Here is a 16,444-nt window from a genome sequence, read left to right as displayed (position 1 = left end):
CGGCCGGCTCAGGAGCCCTGGGGGGTGCGGCAGTCGCGGAGGCCGCCGCCGTCGGACTCCTCCGGCTCCTCGCTCACCGCGAGGGTCGCCTTGCCGGGCTCACGCAGGTAGCCCCCGTTGACGTGCCAGGAGTCCGGCACCGATGCCCTCATAACGGCCTCCTCGTCGATGTCGGGGTTCGTGACGTTGAACTTCTGGACGGTCAGCCCGCGCTGCGCCAGCAGCTCCCGCACCTCGGCCACGGTCTTGCCGCGGTACGGCACGCAGTGCATGGGCTCGCCGAGGACGTCGAACGAGGCGACGATCTCGTACTGCTCCCCGGACCTGGCCTCGCGCCCGAGGGTGATCTGGGCCGGTCCCTCGAAGTCCACGGGGATCTTCATCCCGATCGGGCACCCGCCCAGCCTGTCGCAGTCGCCTGGCTGGTCGATGGTCTTGATCTCGTCGAGCTCCCGCTCCTCGGAGGGCGAGGTGGGGATGATGGTGCCCACGAACGACGGAGTCGAGGGGATGACCCGGAGCGTCACGTCCAGGCCCGCCGCCTGGAGCTGCTCCTGGTAGCGGTCCGGATCGGCGTACAGGTCCTGGACCTCGACGACGTAGTAGCCGTCCTCCTGCCTGATGTCGAGCGCCGCGGCAGGGCCGGGGCCGAAGCCGAGCCCCGTCGGCAGCAGCCGGCTCAGCGCCACGAACGCGGCCGTGGCCAGGGCGACGCCCGGCAGCGCCAGGCGCAGCACCGGCCCTCTCCTGCGCGCGGGCCGGGCCTCGGGGCCGGGCTCGGTCGTGATGATCTCGCGCATCAGCGCGTGGGCCCCCTCGGTCATGCCGGGACCCGGGTCGGGGGCGAGGTGGGCGACGACGCGGTCGATGTCGGTGTTCATGAGTTTCCCTCCGCGAGAGCCACGGCGCGCATGCCGTACGTGGTGAGGTCGAGGTGGCTGGCGGCCAGTTCCCGGGCGAGCCGCTTGCGGGCCCGGTGCAGGCGCAGCCGCACCGCGCCGCGCGAGCAGCCGAGCACCTGGGCGATCTCGGGAGTGGTCAGCCCTTCCCAGCCGACCAGCGACAGGAGCTCCCTGTCGTCCGGCGAGAGCCGCCTGAACGCCTGGTGGGCGGCGTCCCGCTCGCGGTCGGCGACCGGCCGCGCCGAGGTGGTCAGCTCCTCACGCAGCCGTACGGCCAGCGCGGAGCGGCGCTCCTCGGAGCGGAAGTGGTTGGCGAGGGTGCGCCGGGCGACCCCGTAGAGCCACAACCGGGCCTGGTCGCCGGAGGGGATGTCGGCCAGGCGGCGCCAGGCCGTCGTGAACGTCTCGGCGATCACGTCGGCGGTGTCGTCCGGGGAGTCGGTCCGCCGCCTGACGTAGGCGGCGACGGCCGGGTAGTGCGCCAGGTAGAGCTCCTCGAAACGCCGTTCCGGCCCAGGGGGCCTCATGTCATCTTCTTTCAGGTGGTTGGCCACACCTGAGCAGATGTCCGGCAACGGCGGGGTGTTTCATCGCGTTTCGCGCAGGCCGGGAAACAGCACATGCACCATCCCTGCCCGGCGCCCCCGTCCGGGCAGGGATGGTGCATGTGGGGGAGGGGCCGGCGGTCACGCCGGCGTCAGTCGCGTGCGGAGGGATGGGGGCGCACCGTCCGAGGTCAGCCGATGTGGAAGGCGGGGTTGCGGGCCTTGAACGTGCACTCGCCCACGAACTTCACCGTCTTGCCGGGCTTGACGCTCTTCCAGCCGGTGCTGTGCTGCTTGGAACCGTTGCCGATCATGTTCTTGCACCAGTACACCAGGCGCGCTTTTCCGGTCTTGTTGCCGTTGTTCCAGCACTTCCCCCAGACGGTGGTGTTGCCGGTCCCCGGGGCGTTGCAGACGACCCTCGCGGCGGTCTGGGTGGACGCCGTCGAAACGGCGGCCTGCGCCATGCCGCCGCCGATCGTCATCAGCACGGAAACCGTGCCGGCCGCGATCGCCAGTGAGCGGGTCACCTTGGTCACTGTGCATTCCCTTTCGTTGGAGAATCGGCGCACGCCGTGGCAGGAAACGGCGTGCGCCGGGACTTCGCCATCGTGGCAGCGGGCCCGGCGCCCCGACAGGGGATGTCCGTCCACAGGACGTCCAAGACCTTGTTGGACAAATGAACCCGCAGGTCAGGAGCCGACGACCCGAACGTCCAGAAACACCGGGCGCTTGAGCGGGAACAGCACCCTGCCCTGCGCGTCGGTCATCTTGTAGTAGATACGGCACTTCCCGGGTTTGCCGGGAGCGCGTACCCGGACCGAGAGATCCACCGTGTGGCCGGGCGCGGTCGGCGGAATGGCGACCGTCTCGGGTGATTTGCATGGATCGGCGTTCACGCGGGCCAGCAGCCGGCCTTCCCACGGAATGGTTCCGGTGTTGCGCACCCGCCAGGTCTTGGTGAACGTGGAATTCGTCCGGACTTTCGAGCCGTCCGGATAGGTGACGTCGCCGAGAAACTCGGAATCGTCTCTCGGGATGACGCTCGCCGTGGGCGCGGGCGCGGGCGGGGTTTCGCGCCGGTCCTCCCGCAGGGCGAGATGGAGCACGGTGAGGCCGGCCGTGACGACCGCCACCGAGGACATGACGTAGACGAGGACCTGGCCGCGCCGCGCGGTCCTCGGTGCGCCCTCGACCTCGGCCGGCTCGTCCACGGGCTCGTTCACGGGCTCGTCCACCGGCTCGACCCTGGCGCGCTCCCACAGGTCCCGCCACTCGCGCTCGGTCTCCCCCGGGTCGCGCCCCAGCCGGTCGACCGCGAGCACCCGGACGAACTCCCACGTCGTCTCCCAGGTCGGTAACCTCTGCCCGCGCGCCGCGCTGGCCAGGGACGACTTCGAGGCGGCCGCGCCGAGCCGCGAGGCCATCTCCGCGTACGACGGGTCGCCCGCCTCCTGCTTCAGCCGGAGCAGCCGCGCGGCGAACGCGCCCACCGCGCCCGCCTCCGGATCGGGCCCGATCGGCTGCCGCCCCCGCCGCTTCCCCCTCTTGTCGGCCTCCACGTCGCGTTCACCTTCCGTCCGCCCGACCACCTGTGGCGCCTCCCCCCGGCCCGGCGCCTCTGCGATTATCCGATGCGGCGACGTGGGGGTGCCCGGCTCCCCGGCGTGAAGCGTCCAATGTCCAGGCCCCGGCTTCGGACGAAGCGTGGACGAAGATCCCTGCGACGGCGGCCGGGGCGATGGCACGGTGGTGGGCCGTGGTCAAGGCCGACGGCAAGGGCCACAAGAAGTTCCAGACCGCCTCGATCCTGTCCGTCAAGGACGGCGGGCGCGCCTGACCCGCCGGCGGCCCCGGCCACCGGGGCCGCCGGCCGTCAGCTGACCACACGTGGTGCCACGGCCCCGGAGCACCGGCCGCCTCAGGTCTCGGCCGGTGGAGATTGGGCTCAGCTCGTGGGGATGCGCAGGGCTGAGCGGTGGGCCCAGGTGGCCCAGCGCCAGAGCCATTCGAGGGGACCCTGGCGGTAGCGGCGCAGCCAGAGGGTGGAGAACAGCCACTGGGCCGTGAGAATGGCTCCCGCGGTCCAGTACGCCGTCGTCAGGGATCGGCCGATCGGCAGGCCGAGGAGGTGGCTGGCCGCCAGCACGAGAAGCGTGGCGGTCAGGTAATTGGTCAGTGCCATCCGGCCCAGTGGCGCGAAGACGAACTGCAGCGCGGGTCGCAGCGGCGTTCTGAGCAGGACCAGCAGGACGCACACGTACACACCGGCGAGCAGCAGATCGGCCAGGGTGGACGTGGAAGACAGGTACGTCGTGGCCCCCACGGCCCGCATGCCGGCCTGTACCCACAGGGCGGAGGCCAGTCCCGCCGCGAAGACCAGTCCCAGCAGGACCGGCCCTCGGGTGGACCGCTCGATCTGCTCGATCACCCCGTAGCGGACCAGTGCCGAGCCCAGCAGGAACAGCCCGGCGATCAGCAGGGGCCCACCTCCGCTGATCACCGCGACCGTCACGAGCGCGGCGGAGAGGCCGGCCACGGCCCACCGCGGCAGCCAGGTCGAGGGCAGCAGCACCAGCAAGCCGACGATGGCGTAGCGGGTCAGGACCTCGCCCGGCCACAGCAGCATGTGCACGAGGCCGATCGCGAGCAGCGCCAGAAGCCGGCGCAGCAGGATCAGCCGTGGGCGGGGGACGCGGTCCGTGGCGGAGTCCAGCAGCAGCGAGAACCCGATGCCGAACAGCAGGGAGAAGACCGGGAGCCCGAGCCAGGGGTCCCAGTCGCCCATGGGCTGCGTCACGACGGCGGTGCTGTCGTCGGCTATCAGCTGGATGTTGGCGAGCAGGATCTCGCACAGCGTGAACCCGCGCAGAACGTCGAGCGCGGCGATACGCGGCCGGCCGGGGGAGGTCATCGCGGAGCCTCCCATGCCTTCGCCGCTGCGCGGGCGAAGGGGACACCGGGGGCTCCGGCGTTCGGTCCCGGAGCGTGATCTTCATAGGGCATGGGGCCTCATCCTGCAGATGCGGCCCGGTGCGGGACATCGACCACAAGTCGGGTCTCGCTGTCCGCGACCGCACTTTCGGCCGACTCGGCGCAGATGACCGGATGGTGGACCTTTTGTCCAATCGGGACATATAGTCCAAACATGGGGATGGTGGAAGAGGGGCGGGACCCTCGTGTGCGGAAATGGGCGCCGGTGTGCCAGGCCGTCGCGCTGTTGCTCGGTCCGTACGCCGAGGTCGTCCTGCATGATCCGGTGACCGACCGGGTCCTGGAGATCTGGAACCCCATGGCCTCTCGCGGCCGGGGGGATCCTTCGCTGCTCGGCGAACTGGACGAGCTCGACCCGTCGGCGCAGGACGTGTACGGGCCGTACGAGAAACTGCTCGCCGACGGCCGTCGTCTGTCCTCGGTCAGCGCGGTCCTGCGGGACGCGCAGGAGCGGCCGTCGGCGGTGCTGTGCATCAATCTCGACCGCACGCCGCTGGAACAGGCCGCGGCGGTCTTGTCCGCCTTCGGCGCACCGGCCGTGCGGCGCCCCGAGCCGTTGTTCGAGCAGGACTGGTCCGAGCGGATCCAGCAGGTGATCGGTGGCTACGTCCGCGAGACGGGTCGCCCCCTCGAGCGCATGACCCGCCCGGACCGCCTGGCCATCCTCGGTCGGCTGGATGAGGCCCGGGTCTTCGCGGTGCGCCGCGCCGTCCCGGTCGTCGCCGGGGCGCTGCGAGTGTCCCGGTCCACCGTCTATGGCCTGCTGGCCGAGCTCAGAGAGCCAAGCGCAAAGGACTGACAACCATGACCCGGCTACCCGACTTCCGCCTGGAGACGTACTTCTCCCGCTGGGAGTTCACTGCCCGCCACCACCTGACCGCCTCCGACGTCCAGACCATGACACTCGGCGAGCTGCTCGGGCTGGCCGACGACAAGGACCGCGACGCCTTCGAGAACCTGTCCCTGGGCTACACCGAGACCTTCGGCGACCCGGCCCTGCGCGAGGTGATCGCCCAGACGTACGAGCACGCTGACGCAGACGACGTCATCTGCTTCGCGGGCGCCGAGGAAGCCCTCTACCTGGCGATGAACGTGCTGCTCGACGCGGGTGACCACGCGGTGGTGGTGACCCCGAACTACCAGGCCGCCGAGACCGTGCCGCTGGCGCTGTGCGAGGTCGCCGGCGTGGCCCTCGACGCAGATCGGGACTGGGCCCTGGACCTCGACGAGGTGGCGGCGGCGATCCGGCCGAACACCCGGGTCGTCTCGGTGAACTTCCCCAACAACCCCACTGGCAAGGTCATCGACGCCGCTGACCTCACCGCGCTGGCCCGCCTGTGCGACGAACGCGGCATCCATCTGTTCAGCGACGAGGTCTACCGCGGCCTCGAGCGCGACCCGGCCCGCACCTTGCCGCAAGCCGCCGACCTGTCCGAGCGCGCGCTGTCCTTGAACGTGACCTCGAAGTCCCTGGGCCTGCCCGGGCTGCGCATCGGCTGGATCACCTGCCGCGACCGCGCGCTGCGCTCACGCCTGGAGCGGGCCAAGCACTACACCACCATCTGCAACTCCGCGCCCAGCGAGGTCCTGGCCCGCATCGCGCTGAAGGCCCGTGGGACGATCCTGGACCGCAACCGGGCCCTGATCAGGTCCAACCTGCCGGCGTTCGAGGCGTTCTTCGCCGAGTTCGCAGACGACTTCGCATGGCGGGCGCCGGACGGCGGATGCGTCGCCTACCCCCGTTACCTCGGCGCCGACGGGGTGGAGGAATTCTGCGCCCGCCTGGTGGCGGAAGCCGGCGTCCTGCTGCTGCCGGCGAGCATCTACCGCTCCGAACTCACCGCCACCCCCGCCGACCGGTTCCGCATCGGCATCGGCCGCCACAACCCACAGGAAGGCCTGGCAGCCTTCGCCGAGTGGATGCGGGCACGCCGATGACTTTCCCCGTTCTCGACACGGCCGCCATCAAGCAGGCGGCCACCTCGCGACTGGTCCTCGACACCGTCCGTGACGCGCTGATCGCCCACGCCGAAGGCCGCACCAGCGTGCCGCCGCCGCTGCACATGGAATTCCCCGAAGCCGACGGGGACTGCCACGTCAAAGCCGGCTGGATCACCGGCTCCACCGACTTCACCGTCAAGATCGCGACCGGCTTCTACGGCAACCCCGGCCTCGGCCTTCCGTCCAACCACGGTCTCGTCTGCGTCGTCAGCGCCCGCACCGGACAGGTGCGCGCGCTCCTCGATGATCGCGGTCTGCTGACCGCCTGGCGCACCGCTGCCGCAGGCGCGCTGATCACCGATGCCATGGCCAGGCCCGGCGCCGTCACACTGGCCGTCTTCGGCACCGGCGAACAAGCCCGCCTCCAGACATCCTGGCTGGCCAAGCTCCGCCCGGTCGGTACGGTGCTGGTCCACGGCCGCAACCCGCACAGAGCCAACGCCCTGTGCGATGAGCTCGACGCCCGCGGCCTGCGCGCCCGGCCCGCATCGGCACAGGAGGCGGCCGCCGCCGACATGATCATCACCACGACTCCGGCAACGGTCCCCGTCCTGGATGCCGCCCAGGTTCGCGAGGGCGCGCACGTGACCGGCATCGGCACGGACATGCCGCACAAGAACGAGCTGCCTCCGGCGCTCTTTCACCGCGCACAGCTCATCGCGACCGACGACCACGCCCAGTGCCTCGACCACGGTGACTTCGGCCACGCCGTCCGCGCCGGGGCCGCCGCCCAGGACAGCGACATCGCGGCCGGACTGCTGCTCAAAGCGCCCCTCGACCGGCTGGACACGGCGATCACGGTCGCCGACCTCACCGGTGTCGGAGCGCTCGACGCGGCACTCGCCTCCGCCGTCCTCGGCCGGCTCCTGCGGTGAGCGTCCGACAAGAGGACTTCACGCGCGTACGCCATCGGCTGACGGTCACGGGTGGCGGCCTGCCGCGGGGCGGGGCCGTCACCCCTCGCCGAGGTCCGCCGCGACGGTGTGCAGGGTGTCGAGCAGCGGGACGAGGAGGGGGTGGGAGTCGGCGCCGCGGCGCACGGCGGCGAAGACCCGCCGTTCCGGGCCGGGCGCGGGCCGGACGACGACGCCGGACAGGGCCATGTCGCGCAGCGCCAGCCGTGGCACCAGCGCCACTCCCGCGCCCGCCGCCACCAGAGCGACCACCGCGCGGAAGTCGTCCGAGCAGTGCGCGAAGCGCGGGGTGAAGCCCGCCTGCTCGCAGGCGAAGGCGATCACGTCGTGCACCGGGTTGCCCGGGTAGGGGCCGATCCACGTCTCGCCGCCCAGGTCCGCGAGCGCCACCGCGCGGTCGTCGCCGGTGGTGGCGAGCGGGTGGTCGTGGGGGAGCACCAGGTCGAACGGCTCGGCGTACAGGGGGAGCAGGGCAAGGCGCCGGTCGGTGACGTCGGGGGCGCCGCGGTACTCGACCGCGACCGTCAGGTCGGCCTCGCCGTCCAGCAGCATGGCCAGACCCTGGTCCCCCTCGGCGTCGCGGACCCGCACCTGCAGGCCGGGCGCCTTCTCGCGGAGCACGGCGATCGCGGGGGACAGCACCGCGCTGATCGCCGTCGCGAAGCACGCCACGGTCACCTCGCCGGCCGAGCCCGTCGCGTACGCGGCCACCTCGGCCTCGGCGCGTTCGAGCTGGGCGAGCACCTCGTTGGCGTGCCGGAGCATGATCTTGCCCACAGCGGTGAGCCGGACGCCCCGCCCGTCGCGGGTGAACAGCCGGTGGCCCACCTCGTGTTCGAGCGCGACGAGCTGCTGCGAGACGGCGGACGGGGTCAGGTGCAGGGCGGCGGCCGCGGCGGTGACCGTGCCGTGGTCGGCCACCGCCCGCAGCGTGCGCAGGCGCCGCGTGTCTATCACGCAGCGAGGATATCCGCGGGTTCCGGCGGCGCGGGTCAGCCGCGTGCCTGGACGAACGCCGCCACCGCGCGGTCCACGTCCTCGGCCGAGTGGGCCGCCGAGAGCTGCACCCGGATCCGGGCCTGCCCGTGCGGCACCACCGGGAAGGAGAACCCGATCACGTAGATGCCGAGGTCCAGCAGCCGGTCCGCCATGGCCGCCGCCTCCGCCGCGTCGCCGATCATGACGGGCACGATCGGGTGGTCGCCCGGCAGGATGTCGAACCCGGCCCGCGCCATCTCGCCGCGGAAGCGGGCCGTGTTGGACCGGAGCTGCTCGCGCGCCTCGCCGGAGGTCTCCAGCAGGTCGAGGATGCGCAGCGAGGCCGCGGCGATCACGGGGGCCAGGGAGTTGGAGAACAGGTAGGGCCGCGAGCGCTGGCGCAGCAGCTCGCAGATCTCCTTGCGGCCGGAGACGTAGCCGCCGCTGGCGCCGCCGAGCGCCTTGCCGAGGGTGCCGGTGATGATGTCGATCCGGTCGGTCACGCCGTGCAGCTCGGGAGTGCCCCGCCCGGTGGGCCCGACGAAGCCGACGGCGTGGGAGTCGTCCACCATGACCATCGCGTCGTAGCGGTCGGCCAGGTCGCAGATCTCCGGCAGCGGCGCGAGGTAGCCGTCCATGGAGAACACGCCGTCGGTGACGATCAGCCTGCGCCGCGCGTCACCGGCCTCCTTGAGCCGGGCCTCCAGCTCGGCCATGTCGCGGTTGGCGTAGCGCAGGCGCCGCGCCTTGGACAGCCGGATGCCGTCGATGATGCTCGCGTGGTTGAGCGCGTCGGAGATCACCGCGTCCTGCGCGTCGAGCAGCGTCTCGAACACGCCGCCGTTCGCGTCGAAGCACGAGCTGTACAGGACGGTGTCCTCCATGCCGAGGAACTCCGACAGGCGCGTCTCCAGATCCTTGTGCACCTGCTGGGTGCCGCAGATGAACCGGACCGAGGCCATGCCGAACCCCCACCGGTCGAGCGCCTCCTTGGCCGCCTCGACGACGGCCGGGTGGTCGGCCAGGCCGAGGTAGTTGTTGGCGCAGAAGTTCAGCACCTCGCGCCCGGCCACGCTCACGTTGGAGCTCTGGGGGGTGGTGATCACCCGCTCGGGCTTGAGCAGCCCGGCTTCGGTGATCTCGTCGAGCGTCGTACGCAGTTGCTCGCGCACGTTCGTGAACATCAAGCGCTCCTGTTCATGGTCGCGGCCGCTTCGGCCTTCGTCGGCTCGTTCCTCGCTCTTTCCGGCCGAGCTCCTCCGCCCGTGTTCATGGTCGCGGCCGCTTCGGCCTTCGTTGGCTCGTTCCTCGCTCTTTCCGGCCGAGCTCCTCCGCTCGTGTTCATGGTCGCGGCCGCTTCGGCCTTCGTTGGCTCGTTCCTCGCTCTCTCCGGCCGAGCTCCTCCGCTCCAGTCCAGGATGACCTTGCCGGTGCGGCCGCTCGCCGCCGTGTCGAAGGCGGCGTCGAAGTCGTGGTAGGCGAACCGGTCGGTGATCACCGGGGACAGGTCGAGCCCCTTCTCCAGCAGGACCGACATGTTGTACCAGGTCTCGAACATCTCGCGGCCGTAGATGCCCTTGATGGTGATCATCGAGGTGACGACCGTGGCCCAGTCGATCGCGAACTCCTCGGCGGGCAGGCCGAGCATGGCGATCTTCCCGCCGTGGGTCATGTTGGCGATCATGTCGCGCATCGCCTGCGGGTTGCCCGACATCTCCAGGCCGACGTCGAAGCCCTCGCGCATGCCGAGCCGCCGCATGCCGTCGGCGACGGAGCCGCGCCGCACGTTGAGCGCCAGCGTGACGCCCAGCTTGGCGGCGAGGTCGAGCCGTTCGTCGCTGACGTCGGTGATCACGACGTTGCGCGCGCCCACGTGGGTGGCCACCGCCGCCGCCATCAGGCCGATCGGGCCGGCTCCGGTGATCAGCACGTCCTCGCCGACGAGGGGGAACGACAGCGCGGTGTGCACGGCGTTGCCGAACGGGTCGAAGATCGCGGCCACGTCGGGGTCGACGGGGGTGCGGTGCACCCAGACGTTCGAGGCGGGCAGCGTGATGTACTCGGCGAACGCCCCGTCGCGGTGCACGCCGAGGCCGACGGTGTTGCGGCACAGGTGGCGGCGGCCGGCCATGCAGTTGCGGCAGGTGCCGCAGACGATGTGACCCTCGCCGCTCACCAGGTCGCCGACGGCGACGTTCTCCACGCCGGGGGCGACCTCGACGACCTCGCCGCTGAACTCGTGCCCGACGATGAGGGGAAGCTTCAGGGTGTGCCGCGCCCAGTCATCAAATTTCCGGATATGGAGGTCGGTGCCGCAGATGCCGGTACGCAGGACCCTGATCAGCACCTCGCCCGGCCCCGGCGTGGGCTCCGGCACGTCGACCAGCCAGAGGCCGGCCTCGGCCCTCTCCTTGACCAGCGCTTTCATGGCCTCATCTCCCCCCATGTCGAACCTAACGCACTGTGCCCGGTCCCCCTGGGGCATGTCCATCGAGGGATTCTTAAGTGCCCCCACAGCTCGGCTTCACGCCGCATCCCGGGCGCGGCGGCCTCCTGCGATTAAGCAACAGGGTTTCGTTAAGTAGGATGACAGGACCTGACGGTCTCCCTGGAGGTTTCGGTGCGACAGCAGAGCGGCGACGCCTCCCTCCTGCGCAGGCTCAACTCCGCCGCCGTCCTGCGCATCCTGCGGGAGGCCGGGGTGGCCACGCTGAGCGAGCTGGCCAGGGCCGCCCGCGTCTCCAGGCCGACGGCCGAGGTGATCGTCGAGGACCTGCTGGCGGAGGGCTGGGCCGAGGAGTGCGGCGAGGACCCCGGCGACCGGCAGCGCGGCAGGCCCGCCAAGCGGTTCAGGTTCCGGGCCTCGGCCGGGCACGTGGTGGGCGTGGGCATCGGCGCGTCCAACCTGCGTGCCATGGTGGCCGACCTCAACGGGACGATCGTCGCCGCCCACCGGGTGCCGGCCCACGCGGAGACACCGGTCGGCGACCGGCTCGACGCCGTCGCCCGCCTGGTCGCCACGGTCGCCGCGCAGGCGGGGGTGGACGTCGCCGGCCTGGCCGCCGTGGGGGTGGGCACGACCGGCGTGGTCGACGGCGCCGGCCGGGTGGTCAAGAGCGTCATCCTGCCCGGCTGGACCGGCCTCGACCTGCAGGGCGAGCTGGACCGGCGGCTCGCGCCGCCCGTGCTGGTGGAGAACGACATGCGCCTGGCGCTGCGCGCCGAGCACTGGCGCGGCGCGGCGAAAGGCCACGACGACGTGGTCTACCTCTTCACCGGCCGCCGGCTCGGGCTGGCCCTGCTGATCGGCGGCCGGCCGGTCCGGGGCGCCCACGCGGCCGCCGGCGAGATCGGGCGGCAGGCCCGCGACCACTGGCAGGCCTTCAAGCACGTCACCGACTACGCGATGGCGGCCGAACCGGGTGAGCTGCGCTCGCACCAGCAGGCCGCCAGGTTCGCCGTCGAACGGGCGCGCGGCGGCGACGCGCGGGCGCTGGCGGCGGTCACGGCGTTCGCCCGCCACCTGGGCGAGGGCCTGCTGACCCTGGTCAACCCGCTCGACCCCGAGCTGGTGGTGGTGGGCGGCAGCCTGGCGCGGGCGGGTGACCTGCTGGTCGCCCCGATCCAGGCGTACTTCGACGAGGTGTGCCTCTACCCGCCGAAGGTGGTCGCCTCCGGCCTGGGCAACGACTGCGTCGCGCTCGGCGCCGCCCGGTGGGCCCTCGACCGGGCCGACAGCCAGCTCTTTTCGTAGATCTCTTAGCTAATTCTGTCACGGAGCCATCACGGTCGTGTCGCGTGCGTGCATCTTCTGCATGATCGTGCTCGATTATCTCTAGTTGTTTTCATAAATGAGCGCTACCTTCCAGTCACTCGCACAAACCCGACAGATGGGGACGACATGACAGGCAAGGTGTGGGCGCTGGTGTGCGCCGGTGCGCTCGTGGCGGGACTCGCGGGATGCTCCTCGTCTGACGGGGCGGACGCCGGCGGCAAGGTGACGCTGACGTACGCGTACTGGGACGAGGAGAACCAGGGCGCGGCCATGCGCAAGATCACCGAGGAGTTCACCAAGGCGCACCCGGACATCGAGGTCAAGCTCCAGTTCACCCCGAACAAGGAGTACTGGACCAAGCTGCAGACCGCCGCCGCCGGTGGCACCGCCCCCGACGTCTTCTGGATGAACGGCCCGCGCATCGGCCTCTACGCCTCCCAGGGCGCGCTGCTGCCGCTCTCCGACCGGATCGCCAAGGACAAGCTGGACCTCGGGAAGTACCCGAAGTCGCTGGTCGACCTCTACACCCTCGACGGCAAGCAGTACGGCATCCCCAAGGACTTCGACACCATCGGCCTCTGGTACAACAAGGACCTCTTCGACGCCGCCGGGGTGAAGTACCCCGACGCCTCCTGGACCTGGGACGACGTGCGCGACGCGGCCAAGCGGTTGACCGACCCGGCCAAGGGCGTCCACGGCATCGGCGCGATGGCCTGGTCGCAGGAGCTGTACTACAACACGATCTTCCAAGCCGGCGGCCACGTCATCTCCGAGGACAAGAAGAAGTCCGGCTACGACGACCCGGCCACCATCGAGGGCCTGAAGTTCTGGAAGGACCTCCTCGACCGGAAGCTGTCGCCCACGGTCCAGCAGATGACCGACAACGACCCCATCGAGATGTTCAAGAGCGGCAAGCTCGCCATGTGGTACGACGGCTCGTACGACGCCGCCCAGTACAACAAGACCGAGGGCCTGAACGCCGACGTCGCCCCGCTGCCCGCCGGCCCCAAGGGCAAGGCCACCGTCATCCACGGACTGGCCAACGTCATCTACGCCAAGACCGAGCACCCCGAGCAGGCGTGGGAGTTCCTCAAGTTCCTCGGCTCCGAGCAGGCCAACCGCATCCAGGCCGAGTCGGGGGCCGTCATCCCGGCCTACGAGGGCCTGCAGGACTCCTGGGTCAAGTCGATGCCCAAGCTGAACCTCCAGGCGTTCATCGACCAGCTTCCCGACGCCCGGCCGTACCCCGTCTCGAAGAACACCGCCGCCTGGGCGCGGCCCGAGACCGACGCGATCACCAAGGCGTTCTCCGACGGGCAGGACGTGGAGGCGATCGCCCGCGAGTTCGCGGCCACCATGAACGCGGCCCTGTCGCAGGAGAAGTGAGCACCCTCGGAAGGGCGGTCGCCGCCGAGGCGGCCGCCCGCCCCGCCACCCGTCGCAGGCTGCGCGACCGCGACTGGGTCTGGGGCTACGCGATGATCGCGCCGCTCGTGCTCGGCCTCGGCCTGTTCTACCTGTGGCCGGTCGCGCAGTCCGTCTACTACAGCTTCACCGAGTGGACGCTGTTCGGCGACGCCACCTGGATCGGCCTGCGCAACTACGAGCAGGTCCTCACCGACCCCGCCAACCTCAGGGCGCTGCGCAACACCTTCGTCTACGGCGGGCTGAGCCTGCTCGGCATCCCGCTGTCCATCGCCGTGGCCGCGCTGCTCGGCACCCGGGGGCTGAAGCTGGTCTCGCTCTACCGGACCCTGTACTTCCTGCCCGTCGTCACCATGCCGGCCGCCGTCGCGATGATCTGGACCTGGCTCTACAACGGCGACTACGGGCTGGTCAACTACCTGCTCTCGCTCGTCGGCGTCGAGGGCACCTCGTGGATCGCGAACCCGTCCACCGCCCTGTACGCGCTCGTCGCCGTGGGCGTCTGGACGCAGGTCGGCTACAACGCGGTCATCTTCATGGCGGGCCTGCAGGCCATCCCGCGCCACCTGTACGAGGCGGCCTCGATCGACGGGGCCGGGCGGGTCAGGCAGTTCTTCCGGGTCACGCTGCCCCTGCTGTCGCCCAGCGTGTTCTTCGTGTCCGTGCTCAGCGTGATCAACGGCCTGCAGATGTTCGACCTGGTCTACCTGATGCTGCGCCGGGGCAACCCGGCCCGGGAGGAGACGCAGACCATCGTCTCGCTGTTCTTCTCCCGCGCCTTCGAGGAGGGCGCCAAGGGGTACGCGGCGGCCATGGCCGTCGTGCTCATGGCCATCACCCTGGTGCTGACCGTCGTCCAGTTCCGGGTCCAGAAGAGGTGGGTGCACTATGCGTAACGGCCGGCTCTGGCCCGTCCACCTGGTCCTCGCCGTCGGTGCGGCCGCGATGGTGATGCCGTTCTTCTGGCAGGTGCTCACCTCGCTGAAGACCTTCACCGAGGCCACCAGGACACCGCCGGTGTGGATCCCGTCGTTCGAGTGGTCCAACTTCGCGAAGGTCCTCGACGAGACGCCGTTCCTCCAGCAGTTCGGCAACACCGTGGTGATGACCGCCGGGCGGACGCTGGCCCAGCTCCTGTTCTGCTCGCTCGCGGCCTACGCCTTCGCCCGGCTGCGCTTCCCCGGCCGGGACGTGCTCTTCATCGCGCTGCTGTCGGTGCTCATGGTGCCGGGCCAGCTCTTCCTCATCCCGCAGTACCAGATCGTGCAGAGCCTCGGCTGGCTCAACACCCTGCCGGGGCTGATCGCGCCCGGCATGTTCAGCGCGTTCGGCACGTTCATGATGCGGCAGTTCTTCATGACGCTGCCCGCCGAGGTCGAGGAGGCCGCCCGGCTGGACGGCGCCAACCCGCTGCGGATCTTCTGGAGCGTGATGCTGCCGCTGGCCAGGCCGGGCCTGATGGCGCTCGGCGTGCTCACCGTGCTGTGGTCGTGGAACGACCTGATGTGGCCGCTCATCGTCAACACCGACCCCGAGAGCATGCCGCTGTCGGCCGGTCTGTCGGCCCTGCAGGGCGAGCACATGACCGACTATCCGGTGCTCATGGCCGGCTCGCTGATGGCCAGCGCGCCCGTCGTGGTGCTCTTCCTCGTCATGCAGCGGCAACTCATCGAGGGCATCGCCTTCACCGGCTCGAAGTAGGGTCCGTACCATCCGAGAAAGGACGAACGTGGAAGACCTGCGGATCGGAGTCGTCGGCCTCGGCCTCCGCGCCAACCTCGCGCTGGCGGCGCACCGCCCCGGGCGGGGCGCCGTGGTGACCGCGCTGTGCGACAGCGACCCGGCGGCGCTCAAGGCGCAGGCCGGGCGGTTCGAGGCGGAGTTCCTCACCGACGACCACCGCCGCCTGGTGGAACGCGACGACCTCGACGCCGTCCTCGTGCTGACGCCCGACGACACGCACGAGAGCGTCGCCATCGACTTCCTGGAGGCCGGCAAGGCCGTCTACCTGGAAAAGCCCCTCGCCATCAGCGTCGAGGGCTGCGACCGCGTGCTGCGCGCGGCCCGCCGTACCGGGACCAGGCTGTACGTCGGCCACAACATGCGGCACATGGGCGTGGTCCGGCTGATGCGCGACATCGTCCAGCGGGGCGACATCGGCGAGCCGAAGACCGTCTGGGTGCGCCACTTCGTCTCCTACGGCGGCGACTACTACTACAAGGACTGGCACGCCGACCGCGCCCGCACCACCGGTCTGCTCCTGCAGAAGGCCGCGCACGACCTCGACGTGATCCACTGGCTGGCCGGTGGCTACACCAGCCGCGTCAACGCCTTCGGCGACCTGATGCTCTACGGCGACCTGCCACGCCGCGAGCCCGGCACGCCGCGGCCCGAGGGGTGGCTGCGCGAGTTCGACTGGCCGCCCGCCCGCCGCACCGGCCTGCACCACGTCGTGGACGTCGAGGACGTGTCGGTGATGAACATGCGCCTCGACAACGGCGTCATCGCCGCCTACCAGCAGTGCCACTTCACGCCCGACTACGTGCGCAACTACACGGTGATCGGCACCGAGGGGCGGCTGGAGAACTTCGGCGACCGCCCCGGCGACACCGTCAAGGTGTGGAACACCGGCCCCACCGACTACCGCCCCGACGCCGACGTCACCTACCGGGTGCCCGACGCGCAGGGCGGCCACGGCGGCGCGGACACGGCCATCGTCACCGAGTGGCTCAGGTTCGTCCGGGAGGGCGGGGCGACCGACACCTCGCCGGTGGCCGCCCGGATGAGCGTGGCGGCCGGCTACATGGCCACGATGTCGTTGCGCGACGGCGGCATGCCGTTCGACGTCCCGCCCCTCGACGCCGACCTGGCCGCCTACTTCGACCGCGGCCAGGTGGAGTGAGAGCCGGT

16 protein-coding genes are annotated in these 16,444 nt (G+C 70.8%); 8 read left to right on the top strand and 8 right to left on the bottom strand.

Annotation, left to right across the window (positions count from 1 at the left end):
- Positions 1 to 8 precede the first annotated feature (8 nt).
- The 5 genes from FHU36_RS09130 to FHU36_RS09110 all read right to left on the bottom strand — a co-directional run bounded on the left by FHU36_RS09130 (position 9) and on the right by FHU36_RS09110 (position 4,361).
- Positions 9 to 881, bottom strand: a complete 873-nt coding sequence (locus tag FHU36_RS09130; RefSeq protein ID WP_185083307.1) for a DUF3313 domain-containing protein — start codon at positions 879 to 881, stop codon at positions 9 to 11.
- Positions 878 to 1,429 (bottom strand): RNA polymerase sigma factor, encoded by a 552-nt coding sequence (locus FHU36_RS09125; protein ID WP_185083306.1) that lies wholly within the window; start codon positions 1,427 to 1,429, stop codon positions 878 to 880. The genes FHU36_RS09130 and FHU36_RS09125 overlap by 4 nt, the downstream gene beginning before the upstream one ends.
- A 209-nt stretch (positions 1,430 to 1,638) precedes the next feature.
- Entirely contained in the window at positions 1,639 to 1,977 is a 339-nt protein-coding gene (locus FHU36_RS09120) for a hypothetical protein (RefSeq protein WP_185083305.1), read from the bottom strand.
- Positions 1,978 to 2,139: 162 nt separating this feature from the next.
- Positions 2,140 to 3,009, bottom strand: coding sequence for an NBR1-Ig-like domain-containing protein (locus FHU36_RS46270; RefSeq protein ID WP_221495813.1), 870 nt, complete (start codon positions 3,007 to 3,009; stop codon positions 2,140 to 2,142).
- A gap of 386 nt (positions 3,010 to 3,395) precedes the next feature.
- Positions 3,396 to 4,361, bottom strand: coding sequence for a DUF418 domain-containing protein (locus FHU36_RS09110; protein ID WP_246502005.1), 966 nt, complete (start codon positions 4,359 to 4,361; stop codon positions 3,396 to 3,398).
- Positions 4,362 to 4,601: 240 nt separating this feature from the next.
- On the opposite strand from FHU36_RS09110, the gene FHU36_RS09105 reads away from it, so the two are divergent.
- Genes FHU36_RS09105 through FHU36_RS09095 form a run of 3 tightly spaced genes read left to right on the top strand, consistent with a single transcriptional unit; the run spans position 4,602 to position 7,317 of the window.
- Positions 4,602 to 5,240 carry a helix-turn-helix transcriptional regulator gene (locus FHU36_RS09105; protein WP_221495812.1) on the top strand — a complete coding sequence of 213 codons (639 nt, stop codon included), beginning with the start codon at positions 4,602 to 4,604 and terminating at the stop codon, positions 5,238 to 5,240.
- A 5-nt stretch (positions 5,241 to 5,245) separates the two neighbouring features.
- The gene (locus FHU36_RS09100) at positions 5,246 to 6,379 is read left to right on the top strand and encodes an aminotransferase class I/II-fold pyridoxal phosphate-dependent enzyme (RefSeq protein ID WP_185083302.1); all 1,134 of its coding nucleotides are present in this window, start codon (positions 5,246 to 5,248) and stop codon (positions 6,377 to 6,379) included.
- Positions 6,376 to 7,317: an ornithine cyclodeaminase family protein gene (locus FHU36_RS09095; protein ID WP_185083301.1), complete on the top strand. Its 942-nt coding sequence runs from the start codon at positions 6,376 to 6,378 to the stop codon at positions 7,315 to 7,317. Before FHU36_RS09100 ends, FHU36_RS09095 begins: the two co-directional genes overlap by 4 nt.
- A 78-nt stretch (positions 7,318 to 7,395) precedes the next feature.
- Here the strand turns inward: FHU36_RS09095 and FHU36_RS09090 are convergent, their stop codons facing one another.
- The 3 genes from FHU36_RS09090 to tdh are packed head-to-tail and all read right to left on the bottom strand — an operon-like array spanning position 7,396 to position 10,762.
- Positions 7,396 to 8,313, bottom strand: coding sequence for a LysR family transcriptional regulator (locus FHU36_RS09090; RefSeq protein ID WP_185083300.1), 918 nt, complete (start codon positions 8,311 to 8,313; stop codon positions 7,396 to 7,398).
- 35 nt (positions 8,314 to 8,348) lie between these two features.
- Positions 8,349 to 9,518 carry a glycine C-acetyltransferase gene (locus FHU36_RS09085; RefSeq protein WP_185083299.1) on the bottom strand — a complete coding sequence of 390 codons (1,170 nt, stop codon included), beginning with the start codon at positions 9,516 to 9,518 and terminating at the stop codon, positions 8,349 to 8,351.
- On the bottom strand, positions 9,518 to 10,762 hold the full coding sequence (gene tdh, locus FHU36_RS09080) for an L-threonine 3-dehydrogenase (protein ID WP_246502004.1): 1,245 nt from the start codon (positions 10,760 to 10,762) through the stop codon (positions 9,518 to 9,520). Before tdh ends, FHU36_RS09085 begins: the two co-directional genes overlap by 1 nt.
- A gap of 192 nt (positions 10,763 to 10,954) precedes the next feature.
- Between tdh and FHU36_RS09075 the strand changes: the two genes are divergently transcribed.
- The 5 genes from FHU36_RS09075 (at position 10,955) to FHU36_RS09055 (ending at position 16,436) form a co-directional block, all read left to right on the top strand.
- Positions 10,955 to 12,088 (top strand): ROK family transcriptional regulator, encoded by a 1,134-nt coding sequence (locus tag FHU36_RS09075; protein WP_185083298.1) that lies wholly within the window; start codon positions 10,955 to 10,957, stop codon positions 12,086 to 12,088.
- A gap of 147 nt (positions 12,089 to 12,235) precedes the next feature.
- Positions 12,236 to 13,495 (top strand): ABC transporter substrate-binding protein, encoded by a 1,260-nt coding sequence (locus FHU36_RS09070; RefSeq protein ID WP_185083297.1) that lies wholly within the window; start codon positions 12,236 to 12,238, stop codon positions 13,493 to 13,495.
- A complete protein-coding gene (locus FHU36_RS09065; protein ID WP_312891503.1) occupies positions 13,492 to 14,430 on the top strand; it encodes a carbohydrate ABC transporter permease in 939 nt (312 codons plus the stop codon). The genes FHU36_RS09070 and FHU36_RS09065 overlap by 4 nt, the downstream gene beginning before the upstream one ends.
- The gene (locus FHU36_RS09060; protein ID WP_185083296.1) at positions 14,423 to 15,235 is read left to right on the top strand and encodes a carbohydrate ABC transporter permease; all 813 of its coding nucleotides are present in this window, start codon (positions 14,423 to 14,425) and stop codon (positions 15,233 to 15,235) included. Before FHU36_RS09065 ends, FHU36_RS09060 begins: the two co-directional genes overlap by 8 nt.
- 28 nt (positions 15,236 to 15,263) lie before the next feature.
- Positions 15,264 to 16,436, top strand: coding sequence for a Gfo/Idh/MocA family protein (locus tag FHU36_RS09055; RefSeq protein WP_185083295.1), 1,173 nt, complete (start codon positions 15,264 to 15,266; stop codon positions 16,434 to 16,436).
- Positions 16,437 to 16,444: the final 8 nt, after the last annotated feature.

Source organism: Nonomuraea muscovyensis (assembly GCF_014207745.1).
Classification (GTDB): Bacteria; Actinomycetota; Actinomycetes; order Streptosporangiales; family Streptosporangiaceae; genus Nonomuraea; species Nonomuraea muscovyensis.
Note: the sequence above shows the minus strand (reverse complement) of the source record. Positions and strands in the feature narration are given on the sequence as shown.

What these genes read in the sequence shown, in the direction of transcription:
- FHU36_RS09100 (WP_185083302.1), top strand. Translation starts at nt 5,246, where the DNA reads ATGACCCGGCTACCCGACTTCCGCCTGGAGACGTACTTCTCCCGCTGG.
- tdh (WP_246502004.1), bottom strand. Translation starts at nt 10,762, where the DNA reads ATGAAAGCGCTGGTCAAGGAGAGGGCCGAGGCCGGCCTCTGGCTGGTC.
- FHU36_RS09105 (WP_221495812.1), top strand. Translation starts at nt 4,602, where the DNA reads ATGGTGGAAGAGGGGCGGGACCCTCGTGTGCGGAAATGGGCGCCGGTG.
- FHU36_RS09125 (WP_185083306.1), bottom strand. Translation starts at nt 1,429, where the DNA reads ATGAGGCCCCCTGGGCCGGAACGGCGTTTCGAGGAGCTCTACCTGGCG.
- FHU36_RS09060 (WP_185083296.1), top strand. Translation starts at nt 14,423, where the DNA reads ATGCGTAACGGCCGGCTCTGGCCCGTCCACCTGGTCCTCGCCGTCGGT.
- FHU36_RS09130 (WP_185083307.1), bottom strand. Translation starts at nt 881, where the DNA reads ATGAACACCGACATCGACCGCGTCGTCGCCCACCTCGCCCCCGACCCG.
- FHU36_RS09110 (WP_246502005.1), bottom strand. Translation starts at nt 4,361, where the DNA reads ATGACCTCCCCCGGCCGGCCGCGTATCGCCGCGCTCGACGTTCTGCGC.
- FHU36_RS09085 (WP_185083299.1), bottom strand. Translation starts at nt 9,518, where the DNA reads ATGTTCACGAACGTGCGCGAGCAACTGCGTACGACGCTCGACGAGATC.
- FHU36_RS09095 (WP_185083301.1), top strand. Translation starts at nt 6,376, where the DNA reads ATGACTTTCCCCGTTCTCGACACGGCCGCCATCAAGCAGGCGGCCACC.
- FHU36_RS09070 (WP_185083297.1), top strand. Translation starts at nt 12,236, where the DNA reads ATGACAGGCAAGGTGTGGGCGCTGGTGTGCGCCGGTGCGCTCGTGGCG.